Source organism: Kribbella sp. C-35, assembly GCF_046549195.1.
In the GTDB taxonomy this organism is placed as follows: domain Bacteria; phylum Actinomycetota; class Actinomycetes; order Propionibacteriales; family Kribbellaceae; genus Kribbella.
In genome coordinates, this window is sequence record NZ_JAJPWG010000008.1 from 185,141 (window position 1) to 199,403 (window position 14,263).

General features: G+C 67.5%; 13 protein-coding genes. 5 read left to right on the plus strand and 8 right to left on the minus strand.

The annotated features are described in order from the left end of the window. Positions 1 to 2: 2 nt before the first annotated feature. Both ACLJOO_RS40480 and ACLJOO_RS40485 read right to left on the minus strand, forming a co-directional pair. Positions 3 to 1,517 carry an LLM class flavin-dependent oxidoreductase gene (locus ACLJOO_RS40480; protein ID WP_410793402.1) on the minus strand — a complete coding sequence of 505 codons (1,515 nt, stop codon included), beginning with the start codon at positions 1,515 to 1,517 and terminating at the stop codon, positions 3 to 5. Positions 1,518 to 1,588: 71 nt separating this feature from the next. Continuing rightward, on the minus strand, positions 1,589 to 4,615 hold the full coding sequence (locus ACLJOO_RS40485; protein WP_410793403.1) for a BTAD domain-containing putative transcriptional regulator: 3,027 nt from the start codon (positions 4,613 to 4,615) through the stop codon (positions 1,589 to 1,591). A 92-nt stretch (positions 4,616 to 4,707) separates the two neighbouring features. Here ACLJOO_RS40485 and ACLJOO_RS40490 point away from each other — a divergent pair, with 92 nt between their 5' ends. From ACLJOO_RS40490 to ACLJOO_RS40510, 5 genes are all read left to right on the plus strand, one after another. Beyond that, positions 4,708 to 5,271: an NADPH-dependent FMN reductase gene (locus ACLJOO_RS40490; protein ID WP_410793405.1), complete on the plus strand. Its 564-nt coding sequence runs from the start codon at positions 4,708 to 4,710 to the stop codon at positions 5,269 to 5,271. Positions 5,272 to 5,284: 13 nt separating this feature from the next. After that, complete coding sequence (locus tag ACLJOO_RS40495) at positions 5,285 to 5,824, plus strand: dihydrofolate reductase family protein (RefSeq protein WP_410793407.1); 540 nt, start codon at positions 5,285 to 5,287, stop codon at positions 5,822 to 5,824. A 66-nt stretch (positions 5,825 to 5,890) separates the two neighbouring features. Further along, a complete protein-coding gene (locus tag ACLJOO_RS40500; RefSeq protein WP_410793409.1) occupies positions 5,891 to 6,682 on the plus strand; it encodes a maleylpyruvate isomerase family mycothiol-dependent enzyme in 792 nt (263 codons plus the stop codon). A gap of 229 nt (positions 6,683 to 6,911) precedes the next feature. Further along, positions 6,912 to 7,478: a hypothetical protein gene (locus ACLJOO_RS40505; protein WP_410793410.1), complete on the plus strand. Its 567-nt coding sequence runs from the start codon at positions 6,912 to 6,914 to the stop codon at positions 7,476 to 7,478. Continuing rightward, positions 7,475 to 7,993 (plus strand): hypothetical protein, encoded by a 519-nt coding sequence (locus tag ACLJOO_RS40510; RefSeq protein WP_410793411.1) that lies wholly within the window; start codon positions 7,475 to 7,477, stop codon positions 7,991 to 7,993. Before ACLJOO_RS40505 ends, ACLJOO_RS40510 begins: the two co-directional genes overlap by 4 nt. Positions 7,994 to 8,041: 48 nt before the next feature. Here the strand turns inward: ACLJOO_RS40510 and ACLJOO_RS40515 are convergent, their stop codons facing one another. From ACLJOO_RS40515 to ACLJOO_RS40540, 6 genes are all read right to left on the minus strand, one after another. Further along, positions 8,042 to 9,400: an FAD-binding oxidoreductase gene (locus ACLJOO_RS40515; protein ID WP_410793413.1), complete on the minus strand. Its 1,359-nt coding sequence runs from the start codon at positions 9,398 to 9,400 to the stop codon at positions 8,042 to 8,044. Positions 9,401 to 9,605: 205 nt separating this feature from the next. Then, positions 9,606 to 10,271 (minus strand): GntR family transcriptional regulator, encoded by a 666-nt coding sequence (locus ACLJOO_RS40520; protein ID WP_410793414.1) that lies wholly within the window; start codon positions 10,269 to 10,271, stop codon positions 9,606 to 9,608. Positions 10,272 to 10,315: 44 nt separating this feature from the next. Further along, positions 10,316 to 11,230, minus strand: coding sequence for a D-2-hydroxyacid dehydrogenase (locus ACLJOO_RS40525; protein ID WP_410793416.1), 915 nt, complete (start codon positions 11,228 to 11,230; stop codon positions 10,316 to 10,318). Next, positions 11,230 to 12,054: a carbohydrate ABC transporter permease gene (locus tag ACLJOO_RS40530; protein WP_410793418.1), complete on the minus strand. Its 825-nt coding sequence runs from the start codon at positions 12,052 to 12,054 to the stop codon at positions 11,230 to 11,232. The genes ACLJOO_RS40525 and ACLJOO_RS40530 overlap by 1 nt, the downstream gene beginning before the upstream one ends. Beyond that, entirely contained in the window at positions 12,054 to 12,953 is a 900-nt protein-coding gene (locus tag ACLJOO_RS40535; RefSeq protein WP_410793420.1) for a carbohydrate ABC transporter permease, read from the minus strand. Before ACLJOO_RS40535 ends, ACLJOO_RS40530 begins: the two co-directional genes overlap by 1 nt. Next, positions 12,950 to 14,257: an ABC transporter substrate-binding protein gene (locus tag ACLJOO_RS40540; protein WP_410793422.1), complete on the minus strand. Its 1,308-nt coding sequence runs from the start codon at positions 14,255 to 14,257 to the stop codon at positions 12,950 to 12,952. Before ACLJOO_RS40540 ends, ACLJOO_RS40535 begins: the two co-directional genes overlap by 4 nt. Positions 14,258 to 14,263 lie beyond the last annotated feature (6 nt).

Consider the following 14,263-nt stretch of genomic DNA (forward strand, 5'->3'; position numbering starts at 1 on the left):
ACCTACAGAACGCCCAGTCGCGCTAGCGGCTCGACCAGTTCGCGTTCCTCGTAGGACAGGTGCGACAGCAACGTGTCGTCCAGCAGGTCGACGGCCGCGCGTAGACCGTTGATGTCACCTGATCCGTCAACCAGAGCGACAAGTGCTTTGTCGACACCTTCCAGTACGTCGTGAATGACCTTGTGCTCCTCCTGCAGCCGGTCCACGACCGGCACCAAGGCAGAGTCGGCGCGACGTAGGTGCGGGAACAGCGAGGCGTCCTCGAGCGAGTGATGCGTCGTCACGAGCCGGCAGTACGACTCGCAGTACGTCCCGAGCGTCCAGTTGTTCTGCCGCATTGTCATCGTGTTGATGTGCGACCGCGCCGCACCGACGCCCAACATCCCTGCCGCGACCTGCTCGACCAGGTCGCGCACCTGGTCGAGCTCCGCACGCAGGTGGTCGTGTACGTCGATGAGGTGCTGACCGGACTGCAGCTGGTACGGCGTGTACGTCCGCGACGGGTCCAGCGCCGGACCGGTCGGCCGAGCGGACTCATCCAGCAGCTGTACGGCGCTACGTCGTACAGCAGGAGGTGGTGTCGGTACGACGCTGAACCCACCTGCCACCACCGCAGCAGACCGAGGCGCAACAACAGCACCCGACCGAGCCAAAGCAACGGCCTCCCGCACACCAGCTGCCACCTCAGCGAACCGCCGGATGTCGTCCGGGTTGTCCGAGGCAAGGATGTAGGTGCTGATGCCCTCCTCCAGCGTCAGCTCGGTCAGCTGGTCGATCCACAGCTCCTCAGGCCCCTGCAGGAACCCACCACCGCCAGAGAAAACACCGGAGATGTTGTAGAGCCGCCGTACCGCAGCAGGTTCTCTACCAGCCTCCACAGCGGCCTCGTCGATGATCTTGTTCATCGCGGCCAGCTCGTCCGGCCCGGCGTACCCGCTGCTCGGCAGCCATCCGTCCGCCAGCCGTCCGGTGAGTGCGAGCATCCGCGGCTTGTACGCACCCAGCCAGATCGACACGTCGTGCGCCGGCGCCGGACCGCGCTTCGCACCGGACACCGTGTAGTGCTTGCCGGCCAGCCGGATGCCGCCACCACCAGGTGTCCAGACCTCGCGCATGATCGCGATGGCTTCTTCCAGCGCGCTGATGCTCTGCCCGGTCGTCAGCCGCGGCCCAGCGTTCGCCGCGACCGCGTCAAGGAACCCACCGGCGCCTAGGCCGAGCTCGACCCGCCCACCGGTGATGAGGTCCAACGTGGCGACGCTGCGCGCCAGCACTACCGGATGCCGGAGCGGGAGGTTGGCGACATTCGTGGTGACCTTGACCCGCGAGGTCTGGGCTGCGACGACGGACAGCAGTGTCCAGGCGTCCATCAACCGCGGCTGGTACGGATGGTCCTGGAAGCTCACCAGGTCGAGGCCGACCTGCTCGGTCAGCTGGGCCAGCGCGATCACGCGGTCCGGGGTGTCGACCGCGGGGGTCAGGAACGTGCCGAAGACCAGCTCGTGGCCGTAATCCATGATTCACCTTCTCGAAGTGGGTTCGGAAGCAAAACTACTTCGATAGACGAATAATCTCAACCACAGAACATCTACTGCCGGACGAGCAGCCCGAACGCGTCCGCCGGACTCAATCCTTCGCCACGGGTGAACGCCACCTGATACGCCGCAGGGCCCAGCGCAGACGACGCCGCGGCGACCGCCCGGGCGAGGTCCTCCTCCTCTGTCGAGGCCATCAGATAGTTCTCGGTGGCCCTGGTCGCGGACGAGCTCCCCAGCAGGGTCGCAGCCAGGGTCTTGTCCGGGTGCGAGCCCGCGATCCCCTCCAGCGCCCAGCACATGCCCCGCAGCGAGTCGAACTCCTCCGAGACCCGGAAGGCCTCCATGTGCAGCTCCAACGCGTCGTCCGACCGGCCCTGCAGCTCCCTGACGTGCCCCAGCTCCTCAAGGACGATCGACAGATACAGCACGGATTCCGTCTGCAAGCGAGCCGCGTCGATCAACGCCTGCAACCGCTCCGAAGCCTCGTCCAGGGCGCCGGAGCGACGAGCCGCGAAGCCGAGCACCAACTCCGCCAGAGCCTGCGACGCACGCTGCCCTTGCTCGGTCGCCAGCCGCAGCGCACGTTCGCCGTACGTCCTGGCCGAGTCGTAGTGGCCTCGCCGGATCGCCGTCCACCCGAGCATGCCCAACGCGTTGGCGACCTCAGGCCACAGCCCGATCTCCTCCGCGGCCTCAGCGCCTTCGAGGTGCAGCCGCTCCGCCTCGTCGAAGTCGCCGACGAGCTCGGCGTGCGCCCCGAACCACCCCGTCGCCTGCAACACGCCCCACCGGTCCCCCAGCGCCCGGAAGGTCCCGATGCTCTGACTCGCGTCGTCGTACAGCGCCGGCAGATCCGCCCGTACGTGCGCATGCTTCGCGCGCGCAGCCAGCACGGCCGCCACGCCCCACTGATTCCCGTCGGCCTCGAAGCTCTTCAGGGCCTGGTTGAGCAGCGACAGGCATCCCGAGAGGTCTCCGACGTCGCTGGCGGCATGCGCGATCCACCACTGCCCCATGGCATCGGCACTGTCCAGCCAACGGTCCCGCTCCGCTGGTGCGTCAGGGTGCCCGAGCAGGTACATGAACCCGGCCCGCCACACTCCAGCGCGAGCAGAACCCGGCACAGTGTCCAGAGATCGCATGGCCTCCACATACCGACCACGCAGGAACCAGTACCAAGACAGCGCGTCCACAAGCCGCTCAGCGAGGTCCGACTGCCCCGTGGTGACAGCACGGTCCAGTGCGGTCCGGAAGTTCGCGGAGTCCTCGTCCAGCAACAGCAGCCACCTGCTCTGCTCGTCACCGAACAACCCGGGCCTCGCCGCCTCAGCCAGCGACACGTAGTACGACAGATGCCTAGCACGTGACGACTCGAGCTCACCGGCCGCCCGCAGCTTCTCGACGCAGTACGCCGCCACCGACTCCAGCAACCGGAAGCGACCACCATCCACCGGTACGACGAGCGACCGGTCGACCAAACGCGCCAGCACATCCAGTACGTCGTCCTCACCGCAGACAGCTGCCGCGGCATCCGCCGTACAACCATCTGCATGTACTGCGAGACGCTGCAGCACGGACTGCTCATCCAGCGCCAGCAGCTCCCAGCTCCAGTCGATCATCGCGCGCAGCGTCTGTTGTCGTGGCGCAGCACCGCGGTGTCCCGTCGCCAGCAACCGGAAGCGATCGTCCAGCCGCGCTACGAGCCCACGTACCCCGAGCGCTCGTACACGCGTCGCGGCGAGCTCCAACGCGAGCGGGATCCCGTCCAGCCGCCTGCACAGTACGGCGACATCGGCAACGGTCTCGTCCGTCAGGGCGAAGCCACGTGACGCTGCAGCGGCCCGGGTGACGAAGAGCTGCGCCGCACTGCACTCGCCGACGACCTCCACTCCACCCGAGAGCGGCGGCACAGACAACGGCGGCACGCTCCACACGACTTCTCCAGCGAGACCGAGCGGCTCACGGCTTGTCGCCAGGACGCGTAGCCCTGGAGCAGCAGCCAGCAAGCGGTCTGTCAGTGCAGCAACCTCCTCGACGATCTGCTCGCAGTTGTCCAGCACCAGCAGCCGGGAGCCCATGACTGAGGCCAACCGATCGACCACAGGGGTGCCTTCGGTGTCGCGGAGATCCAGAGCTGCCTGCACTGCGTCAGTGAGCGAGTTGGTGACCGACAACGCGTCAGGAGTCACGGCGGCCAGCTCGACCAGCACGACGCCGTCAGCGAACCGGTCCGCAACACCAGCCGCAGCAGCCAGCGCCAAGCGAGTCTTGCCGACACCTCCCGGACCAGTCAGCGTTACTAACCGTGATGTGCCCAAACAGGCACCCACATCCGCCAGCGCATCGGTGCGACCGATCAACTCAGTCAGCTGAGCCGGAAGGTTGTTCCGTGCGTGCGGCAGCTCCTGAGCGAGGATCGACTGCTGCAGCGCCACCAGCTCCGGACTGGGGTCCAGCCCGAGGTCCTCCAACAGGAGCTGCCGTAGCTCATCAAAACTCTCGAGCGCCTCGGACTGCCTTCCGGAACGATAGAGCGCCTTCATGTGCGCAGCACGGAGTCCTTCACGCAGCGGGTGCTCTTTCACGAGCGCTGCGAGGTCCACAACAGGTAGATCGGCCTGCTCGAGAGCAGTGAGCCGCAGATCGGTCAGCCGGGCGACAGCTGTCTCTACGAACGCGTCGTCCGCAAAGTCGGCGTACGCCGGGCCGCGCCACAACGCCAGCGCCTCGTCGACCGAGCCGGCAGCCAGCAGTTCACCGAACTGCAGAGCGTCGTACGTCCCGGCAGAAACCACTAACGAGTAGCCGGCCGGACCGGACTGCACCAGCGAGCGGCTACCGGGCTCAGCGTCCTCAAAAGCCCGTCGTAGCTGAGACACCTTCGCGGACAGCGTGCCGGACGGGTTACCGGGCAGTTCCGACCCCCACAGGTCGTCGATGAGACGGTCCGCGGGCACAGGTCGGCCCTCGTGCACCAGCAGGTCAGCCAGCAGCGCACGCACCTTCAGCCCCTGGATGACCACGGGCGTCCCCGCGTCCGTCCAGGCCGTCACCGGTCCCAGTACCCCGAAGCGCATGACGGCACCTTATTCCGGTCAGCCAGAAAGGACCGGAAAGAAACCGTAAACCCCTTCCGGCAGAGTCTGTGTCAGACGGAAGGAGGACGCAGATGCGACTGGCAGTGATCATCGGCAGCACCCGGCGCGGCCGGTTCGGACCGACCGTGGCGCACTGGCTCGCGGAGCAGGCAGCGAAGCAGTTCGACGTCGACCTGGTCGACCTGGCAGCTGCGAACCTGCCGACCACGCTGCCGGATGCGGACGACGAGACACCGCAAGAGGTCGCCGTACTGAGCAGCAGACTGGCCGCCGCGGATGCGTTCGCTGTCGTCACACCGGAGATCAACTGCAGCTTTCCGGCCACGTTGAAGACCGCACTGGACTGGTACTACGAGGAGTGGCACGCCAAGCCCGTAGCGATCGTCAGCTACGGCCGGGAGAGCGGCGGCTGCCACGCCACCGCGCAGCTGCGGCAGGTCTTCACAGAACTCCAGGCGGTCACCATTCGCAACACCGTCGCACTGCCCTGCTACTGGGAGCAGTTCACTGCCGACGGCGGCTGGCCACGGCCTTCCGCCGGCTACGAGGCAACCGCCAAGCTCATGCTCGACCAGCTCGTCTGGTGGGCCGAAGCACTACAGGACGCCCGTACGCGGCGCCCGTACCAACCCTGAGAGGAACAGACCCATGAGGAAGCTGATCGAATCCACGTTCGTCACCCTGGACGGCGTCATCGACGAGCCGCAGAACTGGAGCCCGCCGTACTGGGACGAGGAGCACATGGCCTACAACCAGTCGCTGATGGAGGGCGTCGAGGGACAGGTGCTCGGCCGCGTCACCTACGAGGGCTTCGCGGACGCCTGGCTCTCGCGGGCCGGCGACCCGTTCGCCGACATCTTCAACGCGATGCCGAAGTGGGTCGCCTCCCGCACGGTCACCGAGTGGAAGTGGAACGCACAGCCGCTCGAGGGCGACGCGGCCGAGGCCGTCCGCAAGCTCAAGGAGTCCGAGGGCGGCGACCTGATCAAGTACGGCACCGGGTCGTTCTCGAAGACGCTGCTGGAGAACAAGCTCGTCGACGAGTACCACTTCTGGATCTTCCCGGTGGTCGCCGAGGGCCAAACCATGTTCCAGGGCACCGGGATCGACATCACCCACCTGGAGCTGCTCGGCACGACGACCTTCAAGTCCGGCATCGTCGTCCACAAGCTCGCACCGAAGGCCTGACCCACCTGCGGCCGGTACGTCGACGACGTACTGGCCGCACCACGAACCCATCGGAGAACGAATCCAATGACCGAGCTGAACGCGGAATATGCCCGGCGAGCGATCGTCGAACACACCCAACGACTGGCGGAATCAGCCGCCGCGGCCGGACCTGACGCCGCCGTGCCGACAGCCCCGAAGTGGACCGTCGCCGACCTCGTCGAGCACGTGGGCCAGACCCATCACTGGGTCGCGGAGATCATCGAGCGGCGCATCACCGACCCGGCACAGCTGCCGACGGAGATGGCCGTACTCCCCGCCGACCCCGGCGAGTGGGAGACGTGGCTGTCGGAGGCCGCGCAGCGAGTCGCGGATGCGTGCTCCGATGACGCGCTCGACGCGCCGGTGTTCAACGCCGCGGGCGACGAGCGCTCCGGGGCGCAGTTCTGGCTGAGCAGCGTCCTCAACGAGTCGGTCGTCCACGGCGTCGACGCAGCCAATGCCGCGAATCGGCCGGCCGACATCGAGGCCGACATCGCCGCCGCGCTCATCAGCAACCACCTCGCGATGCTCACCTCCCCCACGTGGGAGATGCAGCGGGCCGAGTCCGCCCAGGCCATCCGCGGCACCGGGCAGACCCTCCAGTGGCTCGCCACCGACACGGGCGCTTGGTTCATCGAACGGCGCCCTGAGGGGGCGACGTGGCGGCCCGAAACCCAGCAGGCCGATGTGACGGTGAGCGGACCGGCGCAGTCGTTGCTGCTGACCTTGACCCGCCGACGCCGGCTCGCCGACCGCGAGGCGACCGGCATCGCCGTCGCCGGCGACATCGACCTCGCCCAGCACTGGCTCGACAACACCGGCCACGACGCCGACTGACCCGCACCGAGGCACACACCGCGCAGCCGACAAGCTCGCACCGAAGGCCTGAGTGCATCCGGCCGGTCACCCGCAGCAGGGTGGCCGGCCGGAGGCTTGTTCGCGTAAGCCCTGGGTACCGGTCGGGGTCACGGGGGATCGAGGCGGCGCTGGGGACCGTCTGCCAGGGATTCACGCGATCGGCCGCTGCTGATCGCGGATCCACACGTGCAATCGGACTGGAGTTCTGATGGGTACCGTCCTCACCATCGTGATCATCGTCGTGGTGCTGCTCGCGGCAGCGGCGTTGTTCTACCTGTACCAGCGCAGACGCTCCGGCGAACTGCAGCAGCGGTTCGGCCCGGAGTACGAGCGCACCGTCGAGGAGTCGGGCGACCGCCGCAGCGCCGAGCGTGAGCTGCGCGGGCGGGAGCGGCGGATGTCGCGGCTGGACATCACACCGCTGACGCGCGAATCGGCCGAGACCTACCGCGCGGAGTGGGCCGGCGTACAGCAGAGCTTCGTCGACCGTCCCGCCGGAGCGGTTTCGGACGCGGATCGGCTGGTGCTGCGCATGATGCGCGAAGCCGGCTACCCGGTCGACGAGTTCGACCAGCGGGCCGACGACATCTCGGTCGAGCATCCCGAGGTCGCGATGCACTACCGCGAGGCGCACCGCGTCGCGGTCGCCCAGGCACGCGGCGAGGCCGACACCGAGGACCTGCGGCGCGCGGTCACCGCGTATCGCCAGCTCGTCGACGCCCTGCTGGACGACAGCACGAACTCCCGCCCGACCAACACCAAGGAGCAAGCATGAGCACGCCTGACGACCGTCGCGACGTCGCCCTCGACGACGACCGCACCCTGGACAACGACGACGTCGAAGCCGACCCCGACCTGGCCGGCCACCACACCCCCGACACCACGCACACGACAGAGACCACAGACACCGCAGACACAGCCGGCACGGCGAGCACGGCCGAGCCTGCTGGAAGTGCGGGTACGGCGGGCACAGCGAGCACGGCCGAGCCTGCAGAAAGTGCGGGTACGGCGGGCACGACGGCCGATGAACCGTTGGTGGCCGAGGACTCCGCTGTCGACTACCGCACCCGCTGGGAGGTCGTCCAGCAAGGGTTCGTGGACGATCCGCGCAATGCCGTCAGCGAGGCCGACAAGCTCGTCGACGACGTGCTCAAGCACCTGGCGGACGGCTTCGACCGCCAGCACCGGGACCTCGAGCAGCAGTGGTCGGACGGCGAGCCGTCGACCGAGGATCTCCGCTCGGCGCTCCAGCGGTACCGCGCGTTCTTCCAACGCCTGCTGACTTTGTAGGACAGTGAGCGGCCGGTACGACGTCGTACCGGCCGCACCCCCAACGCCCTAAGGGGCGATGTTCTGGTTCAGGTGGAACACGTTGCCCGGGTCGTACTTGCGCTTGACCTCGGCCAGCCGGTCGTAGTTCTGCCGGTAGTTGTCCCGGATCCGGCCCTGGTCGTCGCCGGCCATGAAGTTGATGTACCCGCCGGCCTCGGAGTGCGGCGAGACATCGTCGTAGTACGACCGCACCCACTCGATCCCGGCCTCGTTGTCCGCCGGGTCCGGCCACATTCCGGCGATCACGGTCGCGAAGTTCGCGTCCCGGTAGGCGAACGCGGTCGCGTCCGGTGTCACCCGGTGGCAGGCGCCGTTGATCGGATAGATGTGCACGGTCGAGTTCACCGCCGGCAGACCGGGCGCGTGCCGCACGTGCGCCTGGATCGCCTCGTCGGTCAGCTCGGTGACGAAGTTCGCCTTCCAGTAGTGCTGCAGACCCGGCGGCACCAGGCCGTCGAACATGGCGTTCAACGCCGGGTACGGCATCGGGCCGACGTGCTCGGCCATCACCGGCGCGAACTCGCGGAACTTCGAGATCTGCGTCTCCCCGTCGTCGAGATCGCCCGCCCAGCAGCCGACGATCACCGCGAACGGCTCGCCGTGCCGGTTCTCCGGAATGAACGGCAGCGGCGGCGCGATCTGGAACGCCGGGAACCCTCCGAGCTGCTCGGGCGCGTCCTTGATCAGTTCCCGGAAGCCCGACAGTACGGCGACCGCGTCGGACATCTCGAAGAACATCGGGCCGCCGTAGATCGTCGACACCGGCGCCAGCCGGAACTCGAGCGCGGTCACCACACCGAAGTTGCCGCCACCGCCGCGCAACGCCCAGAACAGGTCCTCGTTCTCCTTCTCGCTCGCGATCAGGAACCGCCCGTCCGCGGTCACCACGTCGGCCGACACCAGGTTGTCGCAGGACAGCCCGAGGCCCCGGTCCAGGTACCCGATCCCGCCGCCGAGGGTCAGCCCGCCGACACCGGTGGTCGAGATGATCCCGCCGGTGGTGGCCAGCCCGAACGCATGCGTGGCCGCGTTGAAGTCGCCCCACGTCGCCCCGCCGCCCGCCCGCGCCGTCCGGTTCACCGGATCCACCCGGACGTTCCGCATCCCGCTCAGATCGATGACGAGCCCGTCGTCGACCGTTCCGAACCCCGGCACACTGTGCCCGCCGCCGCGCACCGCGATCTCCAGCTCTTGAGTACGGGCGTAGTCGATCGCCGCCATCACGTCACCGGCGTTCTCGCACCGGACGATCACCTGCGGGTGCTTGTCGTGCATCGCATTGTTGACCCGGCGCGCCTCGTCGTACCCCTCGTCGCCGGCTGTGAAGACCTGTCCGCGCGTGCGTTCTCTCAAATCGTCGATCATTGTCCGCTCCCCGAACCACTGTCGCCTGTCACAGAGCGGCGCGCGCAGAACACACCACGCACACCACGCACACCGCGCAGACCGGTCGTCGCCGTCGAGCGCAGCGCGAAAACTCACCCCAGAGAGCGTCTGACCCCCGACGGGCGGCTGGCCCTCCCCCAGACCCACCCGTTCACCCCGACCCTCCCAAGCCGGACCGTTTTCGTCAATCCCCAGACAGCGTGCTGAGCAGGCGGCCCCGGGCCTGCTCGAGGTGGTAGGCCAGGTGCTCGGCCGCGGCCTCCGGGGCGCCTTCCTCGATCGACTTGAGGATCGCGGCGTGCTCTTCGGCGACCGTGGTCGGCGCGGCCTTGCGGTGCGCCTGGTACTGGCCCATGGTCAGCTGCACCTCGCCGATGATCAGCTCGTGCATCCGGGTCAGCCGGCGACTGCCGACCGCGGCCACCAACGCCGTGTGGAACGCGATATCCGCCTCGACCTGGTTCTCGAACAGCCGGTCGCGCGCGGCGTATTCGATCGCGACCTGGGCCCGGGCGGCGTCGGCCGGCACCTGGCCGGTCGCGGCCAGCGCGGACACCGCCGCCTTCTCGATCGTCATCCGGCTGAAGAACAGGTCCCGGATCTCGGCCTCGTCGAGCACCGGAACGATCGCTGTCTTGTGCGCGGTACGCCGCAACAGGCCGAGCGCCGTGAGCCGCTCGAGCGCCGCCTTCGCGGTCGGCCGGGCCACGTTGTACTCCGTGGCGAGCCGGACCTCGGTGAGCTTCTCCCCCTGCGGGATCTCGCCGTTCACGATCCGCTTGCGGATCGACTCGTAGAGCGCGTCGGTCAGCGAGGACGGCCCGAGCTCAAGACGCGCTTCGGTGCTCACAGCACCCCCTCCGCCATCGAAACTGGTCTGGCAAGTGTAGTGGCCTAGTAACCCGCGGCTTTGTCCACCACGTTCTGCAACGGCTCGCCGACGGCGAAACGGCGGATGTTGTCCGCGACGATCTCCTGGTGCCGCCGGACGGTGCCGTCGCTGGTGGCGCCGTTGTGTGGCGTCACGATGACGTTCGGCAGCGACCAGAACGGGCTGTCCGGCGGCAGCGGCTCCACCCCGTGCGCATCCAGGCCGGCGCCCGCGATCTGCCCGGTCCGCAACGCCTTCAGCAGCGCGTCGTCGTCGGCGATCCCGCCGCGCGAGATGCAGATGAAGTACGCCGTCGGCTTCATCCGCGCGAACGCGTCAGGGCCGAAGACCCCGATCGTCGAGGGCGTCCGCGGTGTCGTCACCACGACGAAGTCCGACTCCGCGAGCAACTGGTCGAGATCGCACAGCTCGTCGACGTTCGGCGACGGCTGCCCAGGACGCCGCCGTACGCCGAGAACCCGCATGTGGAACGCCTTCGCCTTCAAGGCGAGATCGAGGCCCGAGTTGCCGAGACCGTAAATGCCCACGGTCCGTCCGGCCAGCTCGCTGTGGCGGTAGTGGTCCCAGCGGTGCTCGGTCTGCGCACGCATCCACCGCGGTACGTCGCGGTTGAGCATCAGCATCAGCAGGATCGAGTGCTCGGCGAGCGAGATCCCGCCGTTGCCGGCGCTCGAGGTGAGGACGACCGGCGACGCGAGCATCTCCGGCGTGAGGTCGGCGTCGACCCCGGCCGACGGACTGTGCACCCAGCGCAGCCGGGGCGCCTTGACCAGCACCTCCGGCCGCACGCGACCGACCACCGCCGTCATCTCGCCGAAGACGTCCGAGGCGTCGTCCAGCGAGTCGACGAAACGCACCGGCACCTCCCCGGCCGCCTCGACGTACGCCGGCGATTCCTTGCCCACGACAATGATCATCACTTCAGTCCCGTCGTCGCGATACCGCGGATCAGGTACTTCTGGGCCACGGCGAAGAAGATCAGGATCGGGACCAGCGACAGCAACGACATGGCGAACAGCATGCCCACCCCACTCTGGGTCTCGGAGTCGACCATCGAGTTCAGCGCCACCGGCACGGTGAACGCACTCGTCCTGGTCAGGTAGATCAACGGTACGAAGAAATCGTTCCAGGTCCAGATGAACGTGAAGATCGTGGTCGTCACCAGCGCCGGACGCATCAGCGGCAGCACGACGTACCAGAAGGTCAGGAACGGGCCGGCGCCGTCGATCCAGGCCGCCCGGTCGAGCTCGCGCGGCAGCGTCCGGATGAACTGGACCATCAGGAAGACGAAGAACGCGTCGGTAGCCAGGAACTTCGGGATCAGCAGCGGCCAGTAGGTGTTCACCAGGCCGAGCTGCGAGAAGAAGATGTACTGCGGAATGACGAGCACGTGGAACGGCAGCATCACCGAGGCGAGCGTGATCGCGAAGTACACCTTCCGCATCCGGAACCGCAGCCGGGCCAGCGCGTACGCCGTCAGCGAGCAGGAGAACAGGTTGCCGGCGATCGAGGCGATCGTCACCACCAGCGAGTTCACGAAGAACGCCGAGAACGGCCGGTTCAGCGCGTGCCAGCCCTCCTTGAAGTTCTCGAAGGTCATCTGGTGCGGGATGATGCCCGGCTCGGTCAGGATCTGCTCGGGTGGTTTGAACGCGCTCACCACCATCCACACCAGTGGATAGATCATGAACGCCACGAACACCAGGAGCCCGGTGTGTTTGAGAAGAGAGCGATTCACCATCAGCTGTCTCCGTAGAAGACCCAGTACTTCGAGACCAGGAAATGCAGCGCCGTCACCACGGCGATCGCGACCATCAGCACCCAGGCGAGCGCGGACGCGTAGCCCATGTCGAAGGCGACGAATCCCTGCTGGTACACGTACAGCGTGTAGAACAGCGTCGAGTTCGCCGGACCGCCGGTGCCGCCGCTGACGATGTGCGCCTGGGTGAAGGTCTGGAACGCGCCGATCGTCTGCAGGATCAGGTTGAAGAAGATGATCGGTGTGAGCAGCGGCGCCGTCACGTGCGTGAACTGCCGCCAGACACCCGCGCCGTCGACGCGAGCCGCCTCGTACAGCTCGTCCGGGATCTGCCGCAGGCCGGCCAGGAAGATCACCATCGGCGACCCGAAGGTCCACACGTTCAGCACGATCAGCGTCGCCAGCGCGGTGCGCGGGTTCTGCAACCAGCTCTCGCCGTGGATCCCGATCAGTGCCAGCCCTTTGTTGATCAGGCCGTCGTCACCGAAGATCTCCCGCCACAGGATCGCGATCGCCACCGAAGACCCCAGCAGGGACGGCAGGTAGAACGCGCTGCGGTAGAACGCCAGTCCGCTCAGGCCGCGGTCGAGGATCAGCGCGAGCAGCAGGGCGAAGGCGAGCTGCAGCGGCACCGACACCAGCACGTAGATCAGGGTCACGCGGACCGAGGCCCAGAACTGGTCGTCGTGGATCATCCGCTGGAAGTTCTCCAGCCCGGTCCACTCCGGCGGATTGAGGATGTCGTAGTTCGTGAACGCCAGATACAGCGACGCGAGCAACGGCACCGCGGTGATCAGCAGGAACCCCAACTGCCAGGGGATCAGGAAGACGTGCGCCGCCCGCCCCTGGCGATCGAGGTGGAACCTGGAGCGGGACGTCATGTGGCCCGCTTGATCCCGGCGCCGATCTCGTCGACCAGCTTCTTCGCGCCGGCCGGCACCGCGGTCTTGCCCAGCGCGATCTCCTCGCAGATCCGGGCCATCGTCGTCCGCCAGGTGCTCGAACCGGGTGGGGCCTCGTACCGCGGTTTCCGCTCGGCCGCACGTTCCTTCGCGACCACGGCGAGCATCTCCTTCTCGTCCGGGCTCGCGAACGCGGCGGCCTGCTCGGCGACCTTCGGGTTCGTCGGCGCGCCCATGGTCAGCCGGACGGTCTTCAGCATCTCGGCGTTGTTCACGTTGTAGTTCAGGACCTTGCCGGCCGCCTCGAGATTTTCGTCGTCGATGCGCTGGTAGATCGCCATCCGCGGGAAGTACAGGTACTTGTGCCCGGCCGGCGCGCCCGCGGCGATCGGGGCCGCCCGCAACCGGAACTTCTCCTGCGGGAACATCTTCGCGTCGTCGATGATGTGGTTGGAGTTGCCGAAGTTCACCAGGACCTTCTTCCCCACCTGAGCCCAGTCCGGGCCCATCCCCTCCTGCTCGCTCAGCGACAACGCACCGCCGGCCTTGCGCAGCTTCTCCCACCAGTCGAGCCAGCTCCCCAGACCGTCCTCGGTGAACCCGACCTGACCGTCCTGCGTCCACAGCTGCTCACCCCGCTGCCGCAGCCAGGCCTCGAAGGTGAGGTCGTGGTCGGGCGCGTACGGCGTACCCTTGCGCTTCCCGGGATTGTTCTTGCTGTAGGCAACGAGGAGCTCGGCCAGGCTGTCCCAGGTCCAGCCCGGCCCCTCGGGCGGAACGGTCACGCCGTCGGCCTTGGCGACGGTCTCGTTGTAGCGGATCACCGGGGTGAAGATGCCGAACGGCAACGTGTTGAGCTGCCCGTCGAGCTTGAAGGTCTCCAGGTCTTCCTTGCTGTAGTCGTCCCATTTCAGCGTGGGGATGTCGTCGAGCTTCCGGTACAGCTTGCTCTTGTGGTACGTCATCACCTGCGGCGACGCGATCCAGAAGATGTCCGGTACGTCGCGGGCCGCGATCTGCGTCGTCATCCGTTCCTGGAAGGCGGTGTAGTCGGCGAACTCCGGCTCGATCGTGATCGACGGGTTCGCCGTACTGAACTGCTTCAGGGCCTTGGTGTAGTTCTGCTGACGGATGTTGTTGCCCCACCACGCGTACCGCAGGGTGACGTCCCCGCCACCGCCCGACGATCCGCCGCCGCTGCCGCCGCAGCCGGCGACCGTTGTGATCGCTGTCGCCGCGAGCCCCGTGCCCAGTGACACCTTGAGAAATCCTCGCCGATCCATCTCGTT

Bases quoted from the DNA above. Each gene is read 5' to 3' on its own strand.
- ACLJOO_RS40480 (WP_410793402.1), bottom strand. From the start codon at position 1,517: ATGGATTACGGCCACGAGCTGGTCTTCGGCACGTTCCTGACCCCCGCG.
- ACLJOO_RS40485 (WP_410793403.1), bottom strand. From the start codon at position 4,615: ATGCGCTTCGGGGTACTGGGACCGGTGACGGCCTGGACGGACGCGGGG.
- ACLJOO_RS40490 (WP_410793405.1), top strand. From the start codon at position 4,708: ATGCGACTGGCAGTGATCATCGGCAGCACCCGGCGCGGCCGGTTCGGA.
- ACLJOO_RS40495 (WP_410793407.1), top strand. From the start codon at position 5,285: ATGAGGAAGCTGATCGAATCCACGTTCGTCACCCTGGACGGCGTCATC.
- ACLJOO_RS40500 (WP_410793409.1), top strand. From the start codon at position 5,891: ATGACCGAGCTGAACGCGGAATATGCCCGGCGAGCGATCGTCGAACAC.
- ACLJOO_RS40505 (WP_410793410.1), top strand. From the start codon at position 6,912: ATGGGTACCGTCCTCACCATCGTGATCATCGTCGTGGTGCTGCTCGCG.
- ACLJOO_RS40510 (WP_410793411.1), top strand. From the start codon at position 7,475: ATGAGCACGCCTGACGACCGTCGCGACGTCGCCCTCGACGACGACCGC.
- ACLJOO_RS40515 (WP_410793413.1), bottom strand. From the start codon at position 9,400: ATGATCGACGATTTGAGAGAACGCACGCGCGGACAGGTCTTCACAGCC.
- ACLJOO_RS40525 (WP_410793416.1), bottom strand. From the start codon at position 11,230: ATGATCATTGTCGTGGGCAAGGAATCGCCGGCGTACGTCGAGGCGGCC.
- ACLJOO_RS40530 (WP_410793418.1), bottom strand. From the start codon at position 12,054: ATGGTGAATCGCTCTCTTCTCAAACACACCGGGCTCCTGGTGTTCGTG.
- ACLJOO_RS40535 (WP_410793420.1), bottom strand. From the start codon at position 12,953: ATGACGTCCCGCTCCAGGTTCCACCTCGATCGCCAGGGGCGGGCGGCG.
- ACLJOO_RS40540 (WP_410793422.1), bottom strand. From the start codon at position 14,257: ATGGATCGGCGAGGATTTCTCAAGGTGTCACTGGGCACGGGGCTCGCG.